This window comes from Pseudomonas palmensis, assembly GCF_017848315.1.
GTDB classification, from domain to species: Bacteria; Pseudomonadota; Gammaproteobacteria; order Pseudomonadales; family Pseudomonadaceae; genus Aquipseudomonas; species Aquipseudomonas palmensis.
Map to the genome: position 1 here is coordinate 1 of NZ_JAFKEC010000045.1, position 16,371 is coordinate 16,371.

The 16,371-nt window shown below is 67.5% G+C and carries 18 protein-coding genes; 11 read left to right on the top strand and 7 right to left on the bottom strand.

Annotated elements, in window-relative coordinates; genetic code table 11:
- The 6 genes from JZZ72_RS20270 to JZZ72_RS20295 form a co-directional block, all read left to right on the top strand.
- A partial coding sequence (locus tag JZZ72_RS20270) for an energy transducer TonB family protein (RefSeq protein WP_210015017.1) occupies positions 1–499 on the top strand: 499 nt, incomplete at its 5' end.
- 53 nt (positions 500–552) lie between these two features.
- Positions 553–2,235 carry a putative porin gene (locus tag JZZ72_RS20275; protein WP_058541153.1) on the top strand — a complete coding sequence of 561 codons (1,683 nt, stop codon included), beginning with the start codon at positions 553–555 and terminating at the stop codon, positions 2,233–2,235.
- Positions 2,236–2,259: 24 nt separating this feature from the next.
- On the top strand, positions 2,260–2,919 hold the full coding sequence (locus tag JZZ72_RS20280) for a hypothetical protein (RefSeq protein WP_043860179.1): 660 nt from the start codon (positions 2,260–2,262) through the stop codon (positions 2,917–2,919).
- Positions 2,920–2,936: 17 nt separating this feature from the next.
- A complete protein-coding gene (locus tag JZZ72_RS20285) occupies positions 2,937–3,413 on the top strand; it encodes a YbjN domain-containing protein (protein ID WP_043860180.1) in 477 nt (158 codons plus the stop codon).
- Positions 3,410–4,366, top strand: a complete 957-nt coding sequence (locus JZZ72_RS20290) for a peptidylprolyl isomerase (RefSeq protein WP_058541152.1) — start codon at positions 3,410–3,412, stop codon at positions 4,364–4,366. The genes JZZ72_RS20285 and JZZ72_RS20290 overlap by 4 nt, the downstream gene beginning before the upstream one ends.
- 54 nt (positions 4,367–4,420) lie before the next feature.
- The gene (locus JZZ72_RS20295) at positions 4,421–5,389 is read left to right on the top strand and encodes a LysR family transcriptional regulator (protein ID WP_078480219.1); all 969 of its coding nucleotides are present in this window, start codon (positions 4,421–4,423) and stop codon (positions 5,387–5,389) included.
- A 53-nt stretch (positions 5,390–5,442) separates the two neighbouring features.
- Here the strand turns inward: JZZ72_RS20295 and JZZ72_RS20300 are convergent, their stop codons facing one another.
- Both JZZ72_RS20300 and JZZ72_RS20305 read right to left on the bottom strand, forming a co-directional pair.
- Positions 5,443–7,068, bottom strand: coding sequence for a methyl-accepting chemotaxis protein (locus JZZ72_RS20300; RefSeq protein ID WP_058541151.1), 1,626 nt, complete (start codon positions 7,066–7,068; stop codon positions 5,443–5,445).
- A 127-nt stretch (positions 7,069–7,195) separates the two neighbouring features.
- Positions 7,196–8,107 carry an AraC family transcriptional regulator gene (locus JZZ72_RS20305; protein WP_058541150.1) on the bottom strand — a complete coding sequence of 304 codons (912 nt, stop codon included), beginning with the start codon at positions 8,105–8,107 and terminating at the stop codon, positions 7,196–7,198.
- A 106-nt stretch (positions 8,108–8,213) separates the two neighbouring features.
- Here JZZ72_RS20305 and JZZ72_RS20310 point away from each other — a divergent pair, with 106 nt between their 5' ends.
- From JZZ72_RS20310 to JZZ72_RS20330, 5 genes are read left to right on the top strand one after another with little or no spacing between them, the layout of a single operon-like run.
- Positions 8,214–8,774, top strand: a complete 561-nt coding sequence (locus JZZ72_RS20310) for a carboxymuconolactone decarboxylase family protein (protein ID WP_043860184.1) — start codon at positions 8,214–8,216, stop codon at positions 8,772–8,774.
- A 51-nt stretch (positions 8,775–8,825) separates the two neighbouring features.
- Positions 8,826–9,893: an acyl-CoA dehydrogenase family protein gene (locus JZZ72_RS20315; RefSeq protein ID WP_058541149.1), complete on the top strand. Its 1,068-nt coding sequence runs from the start codon at positions 8,826–8,828 to the stop codon at positions 9,891–9,893.
- Positions 9,890–10,738 carry an ABC transporter ATP-binding protein gene (locus tag JZZ72_RS20320; protein WP_043860186.1) on the top strand — a complete coding sequence of 283 codons (849 nt, stop codon included), beginning with the start codon at positions 9,890–9,892 and terminating at the stop codon, positions 10,736–10,738. The genes JZZ72_RS20315 and JZZ72_RS20320 overlap by 4 nt, the downstream gene beginning before the upstream one ends.
- Positions 10,704–11,903 carry an ABC transporter substrate-binding protein gene (locus JZZ72_RS20325; protein WP_043860187.1) on the top strand — a complete coding sequence of 400 codons (1,200 nt, stop codon included), beginning with the start codon at positions 10,704–10,706 and terminating at the stop codon, positions 11,901–11,903. The genes JZZ72_RS20320 and JZZ72_RS20325 overlap by 35 nt, the downstream gene beginning before the upstream one ends.
- Positions 11,903–12,655: an ABC transporter permease gene (locus JZZ72_RS20330; RefSeq protein WP_058541148.1), complete on the top strand. Its 753-nt coding sequence runs from the start codon at positions 11,903–11,905 to the stop codon at positions 12,653–12,655. The genes JZZ72_RS20325 and JZZ72_RS20330 overlap by 1 nt, the downstream gene beginning before the upstream one ends.
- A 69-nt stretch (positions 12,656–12,724) precedes the next feature.
- Here JZZ72_RS20330 and JZZ72_RS20335 read toward each other — a convergent pair whose 3' ends face one another.
- From JZZ72_RS20335 to JZZ72_RS20355, 5 genes are all read right to left on the bottom strand, one after another.
- The gene (locus JZZ72_RS20335; RefSeq protein ID WP_058541147.1) at positions 12,725–13,555 is read right to left on the bottom strand and encodes an AraC family transcriptional regulator; all 831 of its coding nucleotides are present in this window, start codon (positions 13,553–13,555) and stop codon (positions 12,725–12,727) included.
- On the bottom strand, positions 13,552–13,875 hold the full coding sequence (locus JZZ72_RS20340; RefSeq protein WP_043860190.1) for an AzlD domain-containing protein: 324 nt from the start codon (positions 13,873–13,875) through the stop codon (positions 13,552–13,554). Before JZZ72_RS20340 ends, JZZ72_RS20335 begins: the two co-directional genes overlap by 4 nt.
- A complete protein-coding gene (locus tag JZZ72_RS20345) occupies positions 13,872–14,570 on the bottom strand; it encodes an AzlC family ABC transporter permease (protein WP_058541146.1) in 699 nt (232 codons plus the stop codon). Before JZZ72_RS20345 ends, JZZ72_RS20340 begins: the two co-directional genes overlap by 4 nt.
- An 83-nt stretch (positions 14,571–14,653) precedes the next feature.
- Positions 14,654–15,340 (bottom strand): SEL1-like repeat protein, encoded by a 687-nt coding sequence (locus tag JZZ72_RS20350; protein ID WP_058541145.1) that lies wholly within the window; start codon positions 15,338–15,340, stop codon positions 14,654–14,656.
- Between the two features lie 36 nt (positions 15,341–15,376).
- Positions 15,377–16,330 (bottom strand): LysR family transcriptional regulator, encoded by a 954-nt coding sequence (locus JZZ72_RS20355; protein WP_080922829.1) that lies wholly within the window; start codon positions 16,328–16,330, stop codon positions 15,377–15,379.
- Positions 16,331–16,371: the final 41 nt, after the last annotated feature.

A 16,371-nucleotide genomic window follows, 5' to 3' on the forward strand; every position in this document is an offset into this window, starting at 1 on the left:
CGAGCCCCCCAAGGAACCGGAGCCGCCCGTGGAAGAAAAGATTGTCGAGCCGCAGCCGGTGCCCGAGGCCGAGGAGGTCAAGCCGGCCGAGGAGGCGCCGCCGAGCCCGGCCGATGACATGGCCAACCCGATGCAGATCGACGGCGATGCACAGGCGGGCGGGGACGCTTTCAACATCGGTGCCGGCAAGGGCGGCGGCATGGCCGGCGGCGGTGGCGGGCTGGGCAGCGGCAGCTACGGCCAGTTCCTGGCGTATGCCTTCCAGCGCCTGCTGCGCGACAACCCCGAGCTGCGCAACCTGACCTTCAACCTGCAGGGCGATGTTTGGCTCAGCGAAACCGGCGAGGTGACCCGCGTCGAGCTGGTGCGCTCCAGCGGCGATTCCGCGGTGGACGCCCAGGTGCTGGCCGCATTGCGCGCCGCCCCGGCCATGACCCAGCGACCGCCGGCGAGCCTGACCCTGCCGGTGCGCATCGCCTTGCAGGGGCGCCGCGGATGAACCCGGCGCCCGATCCCTACGACGCACGACTTACCAACAGGAGCGGTAAATCCATGATGTGCTCAGTGAACCGATTGACCCTGGCAGTCGGCCTGGTGGTCGCCGCGGCGGTCGGTCCGGCCGTGGCGCAGACCCCGGCGCCGTCGCAGAACGCGACGATCAACCTGATCCGCCTGCTGGTGCAGCAGGGTGTGCTCAAGCAGGACCAGGCCCAGGCCCTGATCGACCAGGCCGAAAGCGAGGCGGTGCAGGCCCGCGCCAGCGTGGCGGCGGTGCCGGCGGCCAATGGCGAGGTGCGCGTGCAGTATGTGCCGGCCATCGTGCGCGACCAGATCCGCGACGAGGTCAAGGCCGAGGTGATGGCCAAGGCCAAGCAGGAGAACTGGGCCGCGCCCAACACCTTCCCCGACTGGGCCTCGCGCATCAGCTTCGATGGCGACGTGCGCCTGCGCGACGAGTCGCGCTACTTCTCGGGCAACAACAGCAACCAGATCATCGATTTCGCCAAGCTCAACGCCGACGGCCCCTACGACGTCAACCCCAACAACGGGCGCAACCTGCCGCCGCTGCTCAATACCCGCGAAGACCGCGAGAACCTGCTGCGCCTGCGCGCGCGCCTGGGCCTGAAGGCGGTGCTGTCGCCGAGCTGGACGGCGGGTATCCGCATCGGCACCGGCAGCGACAACGGCCCGGTGTCCACCACCCAGACCCTGGGCGGCGGCTTCGGCAAGAAGGACCTGTGGCTCGACCAGGGCTACCTGAGCTGGGTGGCCAGCGAGCGCGTGACCCTGACCGGCGGGCGTATCGCCAACCCGTTCATGTCCACCGATATGCTGTATTCCAACGACCTCAACTTCGACGGCGTGGCGGCCCTGTTCAACCAGCCGCTGAGCGACAGCCTGAGCCTGTTCGGGACCCTCGGCGCGTTCCCGGTGGAGTACAGCGCCGACACCGCCAGCAGCAACGGGCTGGACAAGGAGAGCAGCGACAACAAGTGGCTGTACGGCGCGCAGCTGGGCGCCAACTGGCAGATCAACGACAGCAACCGGCTCAAGGGCGCGCTGGCCTACTACCGCTTCGACGACATTGCCGGCGAGCGCTCCGGGGCATGCGAGCCGTGGAACGGCGACCCCGGCTGCGACAGTGACGGCAGCCGCCCGACCTTCATGCAGAAGGGCAACACGCTGTTCCTGCTGCGCGACATCACGCCCAACCCGGCCAACCCGGCCGCCACCCCGCAACCGCAGTTCGTGGGGCTGGCGTCGGAGTTCAACCTGCTGGACCTGAACGCGGTATGGGACACCGAGCTGCCGCACGACTTCAAGCTGCGCAGCCAGGCCAACTACATCCACAACCTGGCCTACGACGAAGGCGAGATGCGCAAGCGTTCGGCCGGCCAGTTGGCCAACAACCTCGACAGCGACGGCAACATCAAGAGCGGTGCCAATGCGTGGATGGTGCAGTTCACCCTGGGCAACGCGCTGGAGCTGAAAAAGCAGGGCGACTGGAACCTGTTCGCCGGCTACAAGCACATCCAGCCCGATGCCTTGCCCGACGGCTTCAACGATTCCTCGTTCCACCTGGGCGGCACCAACGCCAAGGGCTACATCCTCGGTGCCAACTACGGCCTGGACCAGAACGTGTACGCCACGGCGCGCTGGATGAGTACCGAGGCGGTGTACGGCGCGCCGTTCGATATCGATGTGCTACAACTTGAAGTCAACACGCGCTTCTAGCAGGCGCGCACAGGGAGAAAGAGCATGAACAAGCGAGCCTATCGGGCCTGTTGTTCGTACCTGCTGGTGGCGTTGGGCGTGAGCTGGGCGGGGGTGGCTGCGGCCGAAGGCATGGAAGAGCGCCTGCGCACCCAGCTGCGCAGTACCACCCAGCAGTTGCAGGCGCTGCAGAGCGAACAGGCGCAGGCTTCGGCGGCGCGCCAGAGCGCCGAGCAGCAACGCGATGCGGCCCAGGCCCAGGTGCAGCAACTGACCGCGCAACTGGCCCAGGCCCGTGGCCAGGCCGAGCAGCTGCTGGGCCAGCAGCAGGCCCTGCACGGCCAGGCGCAGGCGCTGGTGGCCAGCAGCAACGCGCAACTGGGCAAGTACAAGCAGGCCTACGACGAGCTGCTGGGCATGGCCAAGGCCAAGGAAGCCGAGCGTGCGCGCCTGGCCGCCAGCCTGGCCGAGCGCGAGCAGCAGGTGCTGGCGTGTTCGGCAAAGAATCAGCAGATGTACGGGGTCGCCAAGGGGATTCTTGCGGCCTACGAAAAGATCGATGTGGCGGATGTGATGAAGATGCGCCAACCCTTTGCCGGGGGCGCCCGGGTGAAGTTCGAGGAACTTGCCCAGGCCTACGGCGATCAGCTGTACCAGACCCAGTTCGATGCCGCGCAGGGCGGCAGCAAACCGCAAGTCAATTGACACAAGGAAGCGAAGCCATGAGCGACAACCAACTGATCGAAACCGTCAGCGCCGACTCTCTGACCACCCTGTTGCAGGATGCAGGTTGCCGAGTCAATCGCAGCGAGCAGAATGCCGTGGTGCAACTGCTCAGTGCCAGCCAGGGCGTGGGCTATGCGGTGCGCTTTGGCAACCGTGCCGAGCGCGAGGGCGAGTTTCTCGACTTCACCTACAGCTGCGCTCTGCGCATCCAGGGTGAGCTGCCGGCCGGGCTGGCCGAACGCTGGAACGTGTCGCGCCGCTTCGCGCGGCTGTCGGTGCAGGGCGAGTTCCTGGTGATGGAGATGGACGTGATGGTGGCCGACGGCGTCAGCCACAAGCACCTGCTGGGCAGCCTGGTGCTGTGGGACCGCCTGCTGCAGGAGTTCATCGTGTACCTGCGCGACTACAGCCGCAACGTGGCCCAGGTGCAGGACGAGGCGGTGGCCGGGGCTGAAGCGGTGAGCGCTTCGTGACTCGACGTACGCTGTGGGCCGGCGCGGGCGCGCTGGCCGTTCTGGGCGTGGCAGTGGTGTTGGCACTGCGCACGGGGGATGACCCGGTGGCAGCCAGCGCGAAAGCGCCGGCGGTTGCCGCTGTGGCGAGCGATGCGGGGCCGGCGCTGGCGCGCCTGGGCGACCAGCAGGTCAGCGTGGAGGAGCTCAAGGCGCTGTTCGCCAAGCTGCCGGCGCCGGCGCGCGAGGAACTGAGCGGCAATCGCCAGGCCCTGGAGGGCTGGATTCGCTCGCGCCTGGCGGAAAAGGCGCTGTACCAGCAGGCCCAGGCCCAGGGCTGGTCGGAGCGTCCCGATGTGCAGGCGCAGACCCATGCGGTGGTGGAGCAGATCGTGCTGCGCGACTACCTGAACTCGGTCAGCCAGGTACCGGCCGACTACCCCAGCGAGGCTGAACTGCAGGCGGCCTACGAGAACGGCAAGGCCAGCCTGCAACTGCCCACGCGCTATCACCTGAGCCAGATCTTCCTGGCGGTGCCGGACGAGCAGTCGGTGGCACGCGTGCGCAAGCAGGCGCTGGCCCTGAGCAAGCAGGCCCAGGCTGCCAATGCCGACTTTGCCGCGCTGGCCAGGGCCAACTCGCAGGACCGCGAGAGCGCGCAGCGTGGCGGCGACAGTGGTCTGCAGCCGCTTAGTCAGTTGCTGCCGCAGGTGCGCGATGCGGTGCCGCAGCTCAAGGAAGGGGCGGTGAGCGAGCCGTTGCAGAGTGCGGCGGGCTTTCACATCGTCAAGCTCATCGAGGTGCAGCCGCCGCGTGTGGCCAGCCTGGACGAGGTGCGCGACAGCCTGCGTGACCTGTTGCGCGCCCAGCGCCAGGAACAGGTGGCCCGGGCCTACGTGGACGGCATGTTCAACAGCGCGACGCTGAGTATCGATGGCGCTGCGCTCAATCAGGTCATGGACGCCAGCCGCTAGGCGGCGTCGATCAAGGAAGAGCGGGCCCTGGCCGGGGCCCGGCAGGAGGCGAGGATGCCGATGTTCGATATGCCGCACTACGTGCCCGATTATCCGCCGGCCGAGCCGCTGGCCAAGGTGCGGGCCGGGCTGGGCTGGGTGCAGGACGAGCAGATGCTCAGCTGTTTTCTGGCCAGTGCGCGGTGCGGCTGCTTCATGCAGGCTGCGCGCAGCCTCAACCTCAAGTCCACCCTGTTGCGCAAGAAGCTGGCGCAGCTGGAAGCGCGGGTGGGGTATCCATTGTTCGTCAACCGCGGCCATGCCCTGGTGCTCAGCCGCGAGGGGCGCCAGTTGCAGGCGTTGCTGCAGTCGAGCCTGAGCAGCAAGCCACAGGCCATGACCGCGCTGGATGCGCCGGTGCTGGTGCGCCTGGCGGTGGCCGAACCGATCATGCAGGACATTCTGGCGCGCAACCTGGTGGCCTTCGTGCGCCAGAACGCCGGGATCCGCCTGGACGTCAGCGGCCTGGATGCACAGGGATTGGCGCAGGCCGATGTGGTGCTGTGGCTCGATGACGAGGCGGGCAGCGTGCCGCTGCCGGGGTTTGCCGGCGAGGCACCGACGCGCCTGGCGCAGCTGGAGTATCACCCGCACATTGCCAAGCGCTATTCGCGCGAGAGCAACCGGCCGGTGTGCCGGGACGACCTGCGCGACTACATGCTGGTGCAGTGGCAGGGCGAGGCCCAGGTGGCGGCGCTGGCGCCGTGGAACCGCCTGTTGAGCGAGCGCGAGGCGGGGGTGACGCGGGTGCCGGGCTACGACCTGTTCAGCCAGTTGATCAAGTGCAGCGCGTGCATCGGCTTGCTGCCGCATTATGCGGCGCAGCTGGACCGTGGCCTGCTGGCATTGCCGGGGTTGCTGGAGGCGCCGATGCGCCGCACGGTGTGGCTGGCGGTGCATGAGCGTGCGGCGCAGGCGGCGTTGGTGCAGGTGCTGGTGACTATGATCCGGGCCGCGTTCGAGGAGCGTCGGGAGTGGTTCTGAAGGGGCGCGGTGCCCTGTAGGCGCCGGCTTTGCCGGCGAACCGGCGCCGCACCTCAGACGATAAAGCGCGTGACCAGCGTGGTCAGTTGCGTGGCCAACTGCGACAGCGCATGGCTGGCGACGCGGGTCTGCTCGGCGCCCGCCGCCGAGCGGCCCGACAATTCACGAATGTTCAGCAGGTTGCGATCCACCTCGCGGGCCACCTGGGCCTGCTCCTCTGCCGCGCTGGCAATCACCAGGTTGCGCTCGTTGATCTGGCCGATGGCCGTGTAGATGCCCTCCAGCACCTGGCCTGACGCCTGGGTGATGCCCAGCGTGGACTGCGCGCGGCCGGTACTGGCCTGCATCGAGTCCACCGCCGCCTGGGTGCCCTGTTGCACGCTGTTGATCATCTGCTCGATTTCCTGGGTCGATTGCTGCGTGCGGTAGGCCAGGGTCCTGACCTCATCGGCCACCACCGCAAACCCGCGCCCGGCCTCGCCGGCACGCGCCGCCTCGATGGCGGCATTGAGCGCCAGCAGGTTGGTCTGCTCCGACACCGAACGGATCACCTCCAGCACCGTGCCTATCTCGCGAATCTGCACCGCCAGCTGTTGCAGGCGCTCGCCGCTGATCGCCACTTCGCGAGCCATGGCCTGGGTGCCGTCGATGTTGTCGGCCACCTGCTGGCGGCTCTGTTCGGCCAAGGCATTGGAGGCACTGGCCGCCTGGGAGGTGGACACCGCATTGCGCGCCACTTCCTCGACCGCCGTGGTCATCTCGGTAACCGCCGTGGCGGCCTGTTCCAGCTCCTGGTCCTGCTGGCGCAGGCTCTGGGTGCTCTGCTCGGTCACGCTGTCCAGGGCCTGGGCGGCGCTGGACAGCTGCGTGGCGCAGGCGGTGATCTGCCCCAGGGTATCGCGCTGGCTGTGCTGCATGCGCTCCAGTTCGGCGAACAGCTGGCCGATCTCGTTGTGGCTGCGTACCGTCACCGGCACGCTCAGGTCGCCCCCGGCAATGCGCTGAAAATGCACGCCGGCCTCGCGCAGCGGGCGCAGCACACGGGCGACGATAAAGGCCCAGCACACGGCGGCCAGCACCAGGGTCAACAGCCCCAGCAGCACGCTCAGCCACTGGGCCGTGGCCAGGCGCTGGTCGGACTCGGCCATGATCTGCCGGCTGCGCTCGGCCAGGGCTGCCACCAGTTGCTGACGCAGCGCCTGCAGGGTACGCATGGCGTTGCCGGCATCCACGTTGACGGTGAAGTAGTCGTCCAGCGAGCCCTTGAGCGTGGCGGCGCGCTGCCCGGCCACGGCGTTGGCGTAGTCGGCGAAGGTGCGCTGCAGGTCCTGGGCCAGGGCCTTTTGCGCCGGCTCATGGGTGTTGGTGACGAAGGCGTCGACCAGCGCCTGGCTGTCGCCCAGCAGCTTTTGCGACATGGCCAGGCGCGCCTTGGCACTGTCGAGGTGGCCGCCTTGCTGCTCGATAAAGCCCGACGACACGTTGGCACTGGCGCGAATCGCCATCAGCAGCGCGTTGTTGAGGCGGTCGGACTGCTGGGCGGTCTGGTCCAGCTCGTTGATCTGCGCGTCGCTGCCCACCGCCGCCCGCCAGGCGCTGACGGTGGAAAACAGCAGGGTGGCGCTGAACAGCAGCAGCACCCAGAACATTCCGGTGCGGATCTTGAGGTCGGCAAGCATGCGGGCATTACTCCTGGCAGTAAAAAATACCCCCACTCTGTGCGGTGGGTAGGCTGCTATCGGAGGCGCGGCGCATGACTTTAGGGGGCGACTACGGGTTCTGTTCGATTACCGCACAGCCTTTGTTTCAGCGGCCCTCGTGCTGGCGGCGGTAGGCGCCGGGCTGCACGCCGATGGCCTTGCCGAACGCCCGGGTGAAGGCGGCGATGGACTGGTAGCCCACCGCTGGGCAGACCTGTTCGACGGTGTTGTTGGCCTTGAGCAACTGGCAGGCGTGACGCATGCGCAGCGCCAGCAGCACCTGGCCCGGCGACTGGCCGGCCAGCTCGTTGAAACGCTTGAAGAAGGCCGAGCGCGACAGCCCTGTGCAGGCGGCCATGCTTTCCAGCGACCAGGGCTGTTCGGGGTGTTCGATCAACTGCTCCAGCAGCGGGGCGAACGCGGGGTGACGGGCCAGGGCGACCAGGCCGCCAAGGTCCTGGTTGTCGCTCACCTGCTGGCGCAGCACGTACAAGAACAGCAACTGGCTCAGGCGCTCCAGCAGGGTGGAGGAGGGCGCGGGGGTGCGCTGGCATTCCTCCAGAATCAGCTCGAACAGCGCCCGCGCCGCCTGCAGCGACGGGTCGCCGGTGCGCAGGATGATCCAGTCGGCCAGCGACTCGGCCATCAGCGACGACAGCCCCGGCTGGAAGTGAAAGAACCCGCACACCAGCCCCACGCCATCCGCCGCCTGGCTGTCGAATGCCTGCATCGGGATGCGTGGTTGGCAGCGCGCGGTGTCGCTGTCGGCGCTGTCGGACAGGCGATAGGGCAGGTCGCGCAGCAGGAACACCGCCTCGCCGGCCTCCAGCCGCTGCGGCTCGGGCTGGCCGTCGATGTGCAGCCAGCAGTGGCCCTGCACCACCACGTGAAAGCTGGCCCGGGCCAGGCCCTGGGTGCTGGCGTGCCAGCCACCGCAGTAGCGCCCCACATGGAAAAGGCTGGCGTCCAGTTCCAGACGCTCTAATAACCAATCGACCAAAACGCTGGAAGAAATCATCTAATGGAAACACTCAGGAGCAAGTAATCGCGACTGTAGAATATGGATCGGTTTTCTTATAACCAACAGACTTGGCGAACACCTTCAGTATGTAGGAGACCACGCCATGTCACGCATCACTCTACACACCGTGCAAAGCGCCCCGGAAGCCGCGCGCCCGTTCCTGGAGAACGCGCAGAAGAATTCCGGCTTCATTCCTAACCTGCTGGGCGTGCTGGCCAACGCGCCGGCCGCGCTGGAAACCTATGTGACGGTTTCGGCGCTCAATGGCAAGGCCGAGCTGAGCCTGGCCGAGCGCGAAGTGGTGCAGCTGATTGCCGCCACCCAGCACGGCTGCGACTTCTGCGTGGCCGGCCATACCGCGGTGGCGCTGAACAAGGCCAAGCTGCCCGAAGAAGTGGTGCAGGCCCTGCGTGCGCGCGGCGAGTTACCATCGCCCAGGCTCGAAACCCTGGCCAAGTTTGCCCGCGAAGTGATTGCCACCCGTGGCAATGTGAGCGATGCCACCTACGCTGAGTTTCGCGAGGCCGGTTACACCGAAGGCCATGCCCTGGAAGTTATCCTGGGGGTGAGCCTGGCCACGCTGTGCAATTTCGCCAACGTGTTTGCGCGCACGCCGCTCAATGACGAGCTGGCCAAGTACCGCTGGCAGGCCGACGCTCAGTGAGCCCCGTGGCGCCAGTGTGTGGCTGGCGCCCTGTTCTAAGGAGGAAAGAACATGCTTGATCCCGTATTGCAGCACTGGCTGGAGGCCAATGCCGAGGCGCTCGACCAGGGCCGGTGCGACCCGCAGCAGGTGCTGGGGCAACTGGCCGCAGCCAAGGTGCTGGGTGTGGGTGTGGACCCGCGTCAGGGCGGCAGCGGCGCCAGTGTGGCCGACGCCGTGGAAACCGTGGCCAGCGTTGCCAGCTATTCGCTGGCCGCCGCCTTCGTGTTCTGGGGCCAGCGGGCCTTTATCGAATACCTGCTGCACAGCCCCAACAGCGCCCTGCGCGAGCGCCTGCTGCCGTCGTTGCTCAGCGGTGAGCTGGCCGGTGCCACCGGGCTCTCCAACGCAATGAAGTTTCTGTCCGGCATCGAGTCGCTGCAGGTCAGCGCCACGGCGCGCGGCGAGCAGGGCTGGGCGCTCAACGGGCGCCTGCACTGGGTCACCAACCTGCGCAAGGGCGGCTTCGTGGTGGCCGCCGCCATCGACCGCGCCGAAGGCGGTGCACCGTTCGTGGTGGCGATCCCCGACGGCATCGCGGGGGTGCAGCGCTCCCCCGACCTGCAACTGATGGGCCTGCAGTCGAGCAATACCGCCGCGCTGGATTTCGATCAGGTGGCCCTGGGCCGCGACTGGCTGCTGCATGAGGATGCCCGGCAGTTCCTGCCGGCGGTGCGCCCGGCGTTCCTGGGCCTGCAGTGCGGCATGGCCATCGGCCTGGCGCGGCGCGCCTTGCAGGAAGCGCAGGGGCATCTGCAGGGGGTGCGTTCGGTGCTGGCGCAAACCCTCGAGGCGCAGCGCGAGCTGCTGGCCGATGTGGTGAGCGAGCTCAAGGCCGGCCTGCTCGACGGGCGCTTCCTGGGCAACCCGGCGTCGCTGTTCAAGGTACGCATCAGCCTGGCCGAGATTGTTGGCGAGGCGCTGCAACTGGAGCTGCAGGCCAGCGGTGGCAAGGCCTACCTGAGCGAGTACGGCGCAGGCTTTGCGCGGCGCTGGCGCGAGTCGGCGTTCGTGCCGATCGTGACCCCGAGCCTGGTGCAACTGCGCGCCGAGCTGCAACGCCAGGCACGCGCAGCATGAGCAAGGTGGTACTGCAGGCCCGCGGTATCAGCCTGGGCTACGCCCGCGAACAGGGCTGGCAAACCCTGCTCGAAGGCTTCGACCTGGACCTGGCGCCGGGCGAAGTGGTGTCGATCCTGGGCCCCAGCGGGGTGGGCAAGTCCAGCCTGCTGCGGGTACTGGCCGGCTTGCAGGCGGCGCGCGATGGTCGCGTGAGCCTGCTCGGCGAGCCGCTGGACGGCCCGCATCCACGGGTGGCGGTGGCGTTCCAGGACCCCAGCCTGCTGCCCTGGCTGAGCCTGGAAAGCAACGTCGCCTTCGGCCTGGATTTCGCTCGCCAGCCGCGATTGGCCAAGGCCGAGCGCGAGGCGCGCATCGACCATGCGATCGCCGCCGTGGGCCTGCAGCATGCACGCCAGCATTACCCGGCGCAGTTGTCCGGCGGCATGGCCCAGCGCACCGCGCTGGCGCGCTGCCTGGCGCGCCAGCCCCATGTACTGCTGCTGGACGAGCCCTTTGGCGCGCTGGACGAAGTGACCCGCGCCGACATGCAGCAGCTGCTGCTGAGCGTGATCGCCGAACACGGCACCGCTGCGGTGCTGATCACCCACGATATCGACGAGGCCCTGCTGTTGTCCGACCGCATCCTGCTACTGGGCGACCACCCGGCGCGGACCCTCGGCCAATGGCCCATCGACCTGGCGCACCCGCGTGAGCAGCAGGTCGAGGCGCTGGGCGCGTTGCGCATCGAGATTCTCAAGACCCTTCGGCGGGCGAGCCGCACCCACACTTCCCCAACCGATTCTTTGCCTACGCCGTCGGAGACTGCCCATGTGCCTGGACGACTTCACCCACACTCGTCGTGATTTTCTCAAACTCAGCGCGGTGCTCAGTGCCGCCGGTGCGATGCCGCTGCTGAGCAGCCTGCAGGCGCGTGCCGCCGCCGAGCCGGATGCGCCGGTGCGCATCGGCTACCTGCCGATCACCGACGCCACGCCGCTGCTGGTGGCGCACAACAATGGCCTGTTCGAGGCCGAGGGCATCAAGGCCGAGCGCCCGGTGCTGCTGCGCAGCTGGGCGCAGGTGATCGAGGCGTTCATTTCCGGGCAGGTCAACGTGATCCACCTGCTGTCGCCGATGACCGTATGGGCGCGTTACGGCAGCAAGGTGCCGGCAAAGGTGGTGGCCTGGAACCACGTGGGCGGCTCGGGGCTGACCGTGGCCCCTGACATCACCGAGGTGAAGCAGCTGGGCGGCAAGACGGTGGCGATCCCGTTCTGGTACTCCATTCACAACGTGGTGGTGCAGCAACTGTTCCGTGATAACGGCTTGGAGCCGGTGTCGCGGGCGGCGGCGGCTGCGGTGGCGGCCAACGAGGTCAACCTGGTGGTGCTGCCGCCTTCGGACATGCCGCCGGCGTTGGCCAGCAAGCGCATTGCCGGCTACATCGTCGCCGAGCCGTTCAATGCCCTGGCCGAGGAACTCAAGGTCGGGCGCGTGCAGCGCTTTACCGGGGACGTGTGGCGCAACCATGCATGCTGCGTGGTGTTCATGCACGAGCACGACCTGAACAACCGCCCCGAGTGGTCGCAGAAGGTGGTCAACGCCATCGTCAAGGCCCAGCTGTGGACCCGCGACCACCGCGCCGAGGCGGCGCAGATTCTGTCCAAGAGCGGTGCCAACCGCTACACCCCGCATGCCCCCGAGGTGCTGGGCCGGGTGCTCACGCCGGCTGCCGACAGCCGCGAACAGTATGTGCAGAGCGGGGCGATCCGGCATGCGCAGTGGGACGAGCAGCGCATCGACTTCCAGCCGTACCCGTTCCCCAGCTACACCGAGGAACTGGTGCGCCGCCTCAAGGACACCCTGATCGAAGGCGACAAGGGCTTCCTGGCCGCATTGGACCCGCAACAGACCGCCCGCGACCTGGTGGATGACCGCTTCGTGCGCAACGCCATCGGTGCCGTCGGCGGGCTCAAGGCCTTCGGCTTGCCCGACAGCTTCGAGCGTAGCGAGGAGTTCGCGGTCTGATGGTCAAGCCAGTCAAACACGCGGCCCTGGGTATCGCCGGGCTGCTGGTGCTGTTGTTGCTGTGGTGGGGTGGGATCGTGCTGTTCGGCGGTGACGGGCTGGCCTTGCGGTTTGCGCCGCAGGCCACCTTTGCCAGCCTGCTGGAGCTTTTGGGGCATGCCGAGCTGTACGAGCATGTGGCGGTGAGCCTCAAGCGCATTCTGGTGGGGTTGGTGCTGGCGTTGCTGGTGGGCGTGCCGCTGGGTTTGCTGGTGGGCAGCTACCGGCGCCTGGACGCGGCGACCACCCCGGCGTTCCAGTTCCTGCGCATGATCTCGCCGCTGTCGTGGATGCCGGTGGTGGTGATGCTGATGGGGGTGGGTGATGCGCCGATCTACTTCCTGCTGGCGTTTGCCGCGTTGTGGCCGATCTTGCTCAACACGGCGGCGGGTGTGCGTCAGCTCGACCCGCGCTGGTTGCAGTTGAGCCGCAGCCTGAGCGCCACGCGCTGGGAGACCTTGCGCAAGGTGATCCTGCCGGGGGTGGTGGGGCATGTGCTGACCGGCGTGCGGCTGGCCATCGGCATAGTGTGGATCGTGCTGGTGCCGTGCGAGATGCTCGGGGTGAGTGCGGGGCTGGGGTATTTCATTCTGGATACCCGCGACCGGCTGGCGTACTCGGAGCTGATGGCGATGGTGCTGGTGATCGGGGTGCTGGGCTTCATGCTGGATGCACTGGCGCGAGGGCTGCATCGGCGCTGGGTGCATGGGTGAGGGGCTGACCCCTTCGCCGGCAAGGCCGACTCCTGCATTGGCTCCAGGTCGTGGGGGCAGCCCGGCACCTTACATCGAACACGCCCGCCGATACTCCCCCGGCGTCACGCCGTACGCCTGCTTGAATTGCCGGTTCAGATGACTCTGGTCCGAATACCCCAGCGCAAACGCAACGTTGAACGGCAGGCAATCAGCCTTGAGCAATTCCCGTGCACGGCTCAGCCGGCGCTGCTTGAGCCAGGCATGCGGCGGCAGGCCGGTAGCCTGGCGAAACACCCGGGCAAAATGAAACGGCGACAACCCCACCGCAAGCGCCAACTCCTCCAGCGACGGCGGGTAGGCCAGCCGGCTTTCCATCAGCTCCTTGGCCCTGGCCACCGACTGCGGCTCCTGCCCCGGTGCACGCGCCTCGCGCGCCCCGGCATGACGCTGCACCAGCAGCAACACCGCCTCGCGCCACGCAGTCTGCTGCTCCAGCGCACTGGCGCCATGCTCGGCCAGGCTGTGCAAGCCACTGAAGGCACGCGCCAGCTGCGGGTCGTGCAGCACGCTGGCCTTGAAGATGGGCAGGCCGCCGCGCTTGAGCTCCAGCTCGTCCAGCACCGAGGTGATGCGCTCCTGCTCGGGGTAGTAGCCACGGTAGCGCCAGCCGTGGGCATGCGCCTTGGCACCGGTGTGCAGCTCGTCCGGGTTGATCAGCACCATGCTGCCCTCGGGCGCCAGGTGCTCGCTGCCACGGTGCCAGAAGCGCTGTGCACCGGACTCGATGATGGTGATCACGTAGCCTTCGTGCACATGCGGGGCGAAGCGCTGCTGCACGTAGCGCGCATGCAGCATCTCGATGTCGCCCAGCGCCTGGGCCTGCCACAGGCGGGTCTGTTCACGCAGCACGGTTTTCATGGGGCGCCGTTCAACCACCAGCGCAGCACGAAGAACAACCCCATGCTCAGCAACATGCTCAGCAGCACGCTGCGGGTCCACAGCACCAGCACGACGGCCACGATCGCGCCCAGCAGGTAGGGGTTGGCCAGGCTCAGGTCGAGCTGGTGGTCAGGCATGAACACGATCGGCCCGCAGATGGCGGTGAGCATGCCCGGCACGGCAAACCCCAGGAACTGCCGCGCATTGGAACTCAGGCGCAACGGCAGGCGGGGTTCGAGAAAGGCGTAGCGGTTGAGAAACACCAGCAGGCCCATGGCAACGATCAGCAGCATGATCATGTGCGTGCTCCGGTCAGTTTCTGGCAGATGAAGCCTGCGCTCATGCCCAGCAGCCCGGCCAGCACCAGCGCGGTTTCCCAGTGCCAGTAGCTGAACAGCACCGAGCTGAACAGGGCCACCGCCACGCACACCACAGTGGCCAGGTTGCGTACCAGCGGCGCGATCAGCGCCACGAAGGTGGCGACGATGGAGAAGTCCAGGCCCAGCTGGTCCAGGTGCGGGATGTTGCGCCCCAGCACGATGCCGGCCAGGGTGAACAGGTTCCAGGCAATGTAGAAGGTCAGGCCCACGCCCAGCGCGTACCAGCGGTTGAACTGCTGGCGGTCGTACTGGCTGGTGAGGGCGAAGAATTCGTCGGTCAGCAGAAAGCCCAGGCCCAGCCGCCAGCGCAGCGGCAGGTCGGCGATCACTGGGCGCATCGACAGGCCGTACAGCAGGTGCTGGGAGGTCAGCAGCAGGGTGGTGAGCAGGATCGAGAACAGGTTGGCGCCGCCCTTGAGCATGCCGATGGCCACCAGTTGCGCGGCGCCGGCGAACACGATGGCCGACAGGCCCTGGCCTTCGAGCGGGGTGAGGTTGGCCTCTATGGCCATGGAACCGGCCAGCAGCCCCCAGGGGGCCACCGCCAGCGACAGCGGCAGGCAGGCGATCGCGCCTTGGATGTAGGCAGTGCGGGCAACGGCAGAACGGGACATGACAACACACGCTTGGGGTCGGTTGCACAGGATGCCAGAGCCGTGGGCGCTTGCCTTGTACGATCTTGCGGTGCCCGCGTACTTCAGCGCTGGCTGGTGAGGCGTCGCTGCGCCGGCAGGCAGCCATTGATGTCGACGGCCTTCTGGTAGTAGGTAAGGCGCTGGCCCGGGTCGATGGTGCCCAGCAGGCGGTAGACCTCGGCCTGGAAGTCACGCTGGCGCCCCCACTGCATGTTCAGCCCCTGGGGCTGCTGGCGATTGCATTCCAGGCGCACCGCCGGCTGCGGGTAATAGGGGGCGTACAGGGTGTTGTTCAGCGGTATGCGTTCCAGCGCCTGGCGGTAGTCGGCGCTGTCGCTGAAGGCCGGGCACCAGGTGGTGATGCCCAGGGCGGCCGGGGCGAAGCCCTGGCGAATGCTGGCTTCGAGCAGCGGGCAGGCGGACCTGGCGATGTCGTTCTGCGGCAGGTAGGTGATGTAGAACAGCGCCAGGCGGTACTGCGCCACCGGGTGGTCGAGTTCGGCCGCCTTGCGCAGCAGCGCCACCGCCGGTTCCAGGATGCGCCCCAGCGCCTCGACCTCGCCGATCAGCTCCTGGTCGCCGGGCTCGGGGGTCAGTGGCAGGGCACGGCTGCGTGCATCGGCCTGCTCCAGAAACGGCAGGGCCTGGCGGTACAGCAGGTCGGCGTGGGGGTCGATGCGCACCTCATCGGCCAGGGCCAGGGTGGGCAGCAGACAGAGCAGGCTGATGTAGCGACAGGCAGAAAACACGTTAACGTTCCATCCGCGAAAAAAGGGCAGCGCTGGTCATGTCGGTATCCGGCTATCCATGGTTGGGTGGGGCTCCTGGGTCGGCATTCTAGCGGTTGGCGGCACCGGGGCAAACAGCCGTTGCTCCATGAAGTCGATGAATACCCGCAGCTTGGGCGACATCTGTCGCCCCGATGGCCACAACAGGTACAGACAACCGCCGTGGTCCAGGTGTTCATCCAATACCGTCACCAATTCGCCGCGTTCCAGTTGCTGGGTGATGGTGAAGTCCGGCAGGCAGGCGATACCGTGGCCGCGCATGGCAAAGCAGATGCGTGTTTCCAGGTGGTTGCACACCATCGACACCGGCACCTCGTGGTCGGCGCCGTTGTCGGCGCGGCGCAGTGGCCAGCGCTGGAGTTTGCCGGTGGTCAGGAAGCGGTAGTGCAGCCCGGCGTGACGGGCCAGCTCGCTGGGATGGCGCGGTGTGCCGTGCTCGGCGAAGTAGGCCGGCGAGCCCACCAGCACATGCCGGAAGTCGCCCAGGCGGCGGGCATTGAGACGCGAATCGGAGGGTTCGCCGGCGCGCAGTACCACGTCGAAACCTTCGCCGACGATATCCACCATGCGGTCGCTGAAGTCCAGGTCCAGTTCGATCTGCGGGTACTGCCCGATGAAGTCGCTGAGCAGCGGCACGATCATGCTGCTGACCTGGGGCAGGCTCACCCGCAGCTTGCCGCGCGGGGCCTGGCTGGCCTGGGACAGCTCGGCTTCGGTGGCTTCGATTTCGGCCAGGATGCGCCGGCTGCGCTCCAGAAACAGCGCGCCCTCGGCAGTGAGGGTGATGCTGCGGGTGCTGCGGTGGAACAGGCGTACCGCCAGCCGGCTCTCCAGCCGTGCCACGCGCTTGCCCACCGCCGAGGCGCTGACCCCCAGGGCCTTGCCGGCGGCCACGAAACTGCGGGTTTCGGCCACTTTCACAAACACCACGAAGCCGCTGAGGCTGTCCATGGTCGTTCTCCGATTGCGGACAGATGTGTCCGGATTGTGCG

Bases quoted from the DNA above. Each gene is read 5' to 3' on its own strand.
- JZZ72_RS20275 (WP_058541153.1), top strand. From the start codon at position 553: ATGATGTGCTCAGTGAACCGATTGACCCTGGCAGTCGGCCTGGTGGTC.
- JZZ72_RS20280 (WP_043860179.1), top strand. From the start codon at position 2,260: ATGAACAAGCGAGCCTATCGGGCCTGTTGTTCGTACCTGCTGGTGGCG.
- JZZ72_RS20285 (WP_043860180.1), top strand. From the start codon at position 2,937: ATGAGCGACAACCAACTGATCGAAACCGTCAGCGCCGACTCTCTGACC.
- JZZ72_RS20295 (WP_078480219.1), top strand. From the start codon at position 4,421: ATGCCGATGTTCGATATGCCGCACTACGTGCCCGATTATCCGCCGGCC.
- JZZ72_RS20300 (WP_058541151.1), bottom strand. From the start codon at position 7,068: ATGCTTGCCGACCTCAAGATCCGCACCGGAATGTTCTGGGTGCTGCTG.
- JZZ72_RS20305 (WP_058541150.1), bottom strand. From the start codon at position 8,107: ATGATTTCTTCCAGCGTTTTGGTCGATTGGTTATTAGAGCGTCTGGAA.
- JZZ72_RS20310 (WP_043860184.1), top strand. From the start codon at position 8,214: ATGTCACGCATCACTCTACACACCGTGCAAAGCGCCCCGGAAGCCGCG.
- JZZ72_RS20315 (WP_058541149.1), top strand. From the start codon at position 8,826: ATGCTTGATCCCGTATTGCAGCACTGGCTGGAGGCCAATGCCGAGGCG.
- JZZ72_RS20320 (WP_043860186.1), top strand. From the start codon at position 9,890: ATGAGCAAGGTGGTACTGCAGGCCCGCGGTATCAGCCTGGGCTACGCC.
- JZZ72_RS20325 (WP_043860187.1), top strand. From the start codon at position 10,704: ATGTGCCTGGACGACTTCACCCACACTCGTCGTGATTTTCTCAAACTC.
- JZZ72_RS20330 (WP_058541148.1), top strand. From the start codon at position 11,903: ATGGTCAAGCCAGTCAAACACGCGGCCCTGGGTATCGCCGGGCTGCTG.
- JZZ72_RS20335 (WP_058541147.1), bottom strand. From the start codon at position 13,555: ATGAAAACCGTGCTGCGTGAACAGACCCGCCTGTGGCAGGCCCAGGCG.
- JZZ72_RS20340 (WP_043860190.1), bottom strand. From the start codon at position 13,875: ATGATCATGCTGCTGATCGTTGCCATGGGCCTGCTGGTGTTTCTCAAC.
- JZZ72_RS20345 (WP_058541146.1), bottom strand. From the start codon at position 14,570: ATGTCCCGTTCTGCCGTTGCCCGCACTGCCTACATCCAAGGCGCGATC.
- JZZ72_RS20355 (WP_080922829.1), bottom strand. From the start codon at position 16,330: ATGGACAGCCTCAGCGGCTTCGTGGTGTTTGTGAAAGTGGCCGAAACC.